The following is a 3,329-nucleotide window of genomic DNA, read 5'->3' as shown; positions in this document are numbered from 1 at the left end:
TTGCTGGACTAGTCTCCCTCGTGCGACTTCCGGTTCCGTCGATGCGGCACCGGACAGCATGTGATAGGCGCGCACTGGCCTGGCGATGTTTTTCAAGGTTTGCTCGCCCAGATCGACAAACTGTTCCTTGAGCTTTTCACGCACCTGCTCGTAGGCCGAACCCGACAAGCAGATTCCGTTCGGCTTCGCCAAGCCTTCCAGGCGGGCGGCGATGTTTATTCCGTCGCCCATCAGGTCTCCGTCATTCTCCTCGACGACATCGCCGACGTGGATGCCGATGCGGAATTCAATGCGCTCATCGTGAGGCAGTCCTGTGTTCCACTCGAGCATGCCTTCTTGCATCTCAGCAGCGCAACGCACGGCCTCGACAACGCTGCGGAACTCCACGAGAGCGCCGTCTCCAGTACGCTTGACCACTCGTCCATCGTGTGCGGCGATCGTCGGATCGAGCAAGTCGTTCCGTAGAACCCGCAGCCGTGCAAGTGTCCGATCCTCATCCGCTTCTGCGAGGCGGCTATAGCCAACCACATCCGCAACCAGAATCGCTGCGATCTTCCGCATTTGGTTCATCACCTCACTTCGAAATACGAAAGATAGCATGTAACTCGATTATTGGGCGTAGATCACGTCTCAGGAATTGTGCTGCAATGGAGCGGCGAGCCAGACGAGACTTTCGCTTGACGGGCAGTGGCCAAACAAGAACGCCCCAGCCCGTCTCACCGGCTGGGGCCGTTGGCGGCACGTTCAAACCAAGCATCGCCTTTCAAGGCTGCGCTGAAACAAAGGCTTGTGCCCCCACGCGCCTTGCGCTCAAGAGGAGCGTACGGTCGTAGAACGCGGCCCGACCAAGAAATGAGAGTCTTTGACAGCAGCGGGAGTAGCTGCGTCCAAGTCCACCGAAAGAAAAAAGACCCTCGCAATTCACCCGCCAGAACGGCGATGCCGAGCCGGCAGAGGGGGTGATAACGCGATGTCTTCCTGGTGATGGAGCAGGATCCCCTTTTCGGCCAGTCGCTTGCGCCTCTGTTCGCGGAAGGCAGTCATCCCATAGCGGGTGATGCCATAGAGCAACAGGCCAAAAATCAGGCCGAGTGGCACCGCGCCAAACAGCATGGGCTTTAAGACCGGTGACCACAATTGCGAAATTGAAAGGGTCTGCAACATCTCACTCAAATGGACTGGCCGTTCGTGACTTTGCATGTGGCCGTGCAACATGATCTTGCCGGTCTCCCAGGACGCTCCCACAACAAATGGGAGGGTCAGCGGATTGCCAAAAACAAATGTTCCTAATCCTGCCGCCACCATGTTTCCTGCGATCAGCCAGCACACGATGGCGGCAATGGCGAAATGGGACCCTAATGGAAAGAACGACGCGAAAACGCCGGCCGCCACCCCAGCCGCGACGGCATGCGGACTGGCGTTCAGCCGGAGAATGCGCTTTGAAAAATACTGAAGCGATCGCGAGAACGAGCGGCGCGGCCACATATAAGTGCGGAAGCGCTCGAAGAGACCATCAGGATTTCGGCGTCTAAAAAGCACTCTCTTGCCCCCTGCAAACGCAGTCTGAAGTCGAACCGATTGATGTCGTCCTGTGCCGCTCGGTGGACGGCCCGCGCCGGTTARTGCGCGGGCCATTTCCAACTATTGACTGATAACGATCCGCTGCTTGTCACGATTCTGGGCATAGGTGCCCTTGTCATAWGCGGTCTGCGCCTCAAGCTGGTCTTTGGTGAAATTGGTRTAGAGATAGCGATTGCCGTCCTTGTCGGCCATGAACTTCAGCTTCTCAAGGCCCACGGCCACCTGTTTTTCGCCCATGCCGAGGAAACCGCCGACGTCGACGATCACGGCATCAACCTTCTTGTCTGTGCTTAGAACCACGTCGCCAATTTCGCCGACCTTCGCATCATCAGCGCCATAGACGGTAGTGCCGACAAAGTCATTGGTGCTGATCTTGTCCACCGGCAGCTCGGTCAGCGACGCCTTGTCGATAGCAGCTGTTGCTGTGTTGTCGGTCGTTGTAGCTGCAGGCTCGTTGTTGGCCGAGGCGGCGGCATTCGAAGCSGTCGTGTCGTAAGCCTTGAGGTCGAAGTCGGGCTGCGCGGTGAGGTCTTCCTTGCTGGTCTTAGCGACCAGCCAGCGTTCACCCTTCTTCTCGACCCATTCGGCCTTGCTGAAATCGTAAGCGACGTTCTTTTCACCAATGCCCAGGAACCCGCCGACGCCRATSACAATATATTTGGCTTTGCCGTCGTTGGCGATGACGATGTCTTTCACATCGCCRATYTTCGCGGCATCGTCAGCGGCACTGTCGTARACGTCGGCGCCAATTATCTTRGTGACCAGGGTTCCTTCCGCCGTTGTCGCAGGCGCCGCAGTTGTTGTCGTCGTTGCGGCGGGCTTTGTAGCATCTTCGGCTGTGGCTCCCGTGGCCCACACACCGGCTGTGAGGAGCGTGGCTATTGCTGTGGTAGCCAAGAGTTTGCGGAGCATGTTACGTTTCCTTTGTGCGTTAAGTGTTGATGCACGCCGCGTTCGACTTAACTGATTGCAACCGTTGGCCGAACGCGGCACCTTGCCATTTCACAACGGGCTTGGTGAGACAGGGTTCCTTTCGCCGGCCGAATGCATTCCCAATTCGTCGGAAGGCGGCAAACTCCCAGCATCTTAAGGAGCAGCAACCTTCTGGGAGCGGAGAATGGCGCACACCTTCCACCCTCAGCTTGATCATCGTGAGGTGTGAGGCGACCGACTCCATCGGGCGCCTGGAGGCGCTATGTTCATCCCTAGAGGCTAGGATCAACTGTCCGCAGCCATGAAAGCCCTGAGATCAATTTGTCCTGTTGATCGACGTAACCGCAAGGTTCGTCAGCTTGTTGTTGGTTGCTTTTTCCTGGTCGAGGATCTCGCTGAGCAACTTATGCGCCTCATCATGCCCAAGGTCCTTTGCCCATTCCCGCAGCGAGCCGTACCGGGAGATCTCATAGTGCTCGACCGCCTGGCAGGCGGCCAGCAGGCCGGAATCGAGGGCCGTTCCTGACGCCTCCTCCATCAGCCCGTCGGCTTCCTTGATGAGGCCCTCAATCGCGTCGCACTTCTCGCCGGACGCCTTCATGCCTATCGACTTGAACACCTGCTCGAGCTTCTTGATTTGCCCCCTCGTCTCCTCGAGATGGTCCTCGGCTGCCTTCTTTAGCTTGGTGTCCTTCACGGCCGCAGCCACCTTGGGCAAGGCCTTGGTAATCGCGTTCTCCGCGTAATACATGTCTTGGAGGGTATGCTCGAAAATATCGCCTAGAGTTTTCATGGCAGTACTCCTTGTACTCCTT

The 3,329-nt window shown here is 57.5% G+C and carries 4 protein-coding genes; all 4 read right to left on the bottom strand.

The genetic code is table 11. The annotated features are described in order from the left end of the window. On the bottom strand, positions 1–570 hold a 570-nt coding region (locus AC1D1L_RS33525; protein ID WP_477345791.1), incomplete at its 3' end, for an adenylate/guanylate cyclase domain-containing protein. A 351-nt stretch (positions 571–921) separates the two neighbouring features. Beyond that, positions 922–1,539, bottom strand: coding sequence for a DUF2062 domain-containing protein (locus AC1D1L_RS33520; RefSeq protein WP_477345789.1), 618 nt, complete (start codon positions 1,537–1,539; stop codon positions 922–924). 102 nt (positions 1,540–1,641) lie between these two features. Continuing rightward, positions 1,642–2,493: a PRC-barrel domain-containing protein gene (locus AC1D1L_RS33515; protein ID WP_477345787.1), complete on the bottom strand. Its 852-nt coding sequence runs from the start codon at positions 2,491–2,493 to the stop codon at positions 1,642–1,644. A gap of 337 nt (positions 2,494–2,830) precedes the next feature. Next, positions 2,831–3,307 carry a YciE/YciF ferroxidase family protein gene (locus tag AC1D1L_RS33510; RefSeq protein WP_477345793.1) on the bottom strand — a complete coding sequence of 159 codons (477 nt, stop codon included), beginning with the start codon at positions 3,305–3,307 and terminating at the stop codon, positions 2,831–2,833. Positions 3,308–3,329: the final 22 nt, after the last annotated feature.

This window comes from Mesorhizobium sp. P2_D6 (assembly GCF_056404315.1).
The sequence above is the reverse complement of the archived record's forward strand: the minus strand, read 5'-3'. Positions and strand labels throughout refer to the sequence as shown.

Bases quoted from the DNA above. Each gene is read 5' to 3' on its own strand.
- AC1D1L_RS33510 (WP_477345793.1), bottom strand. From the start codon at position 3,307: ATGAAAACTCTAGGCGATATTTTCGAGCATACCCTCCAAGACATGTAT.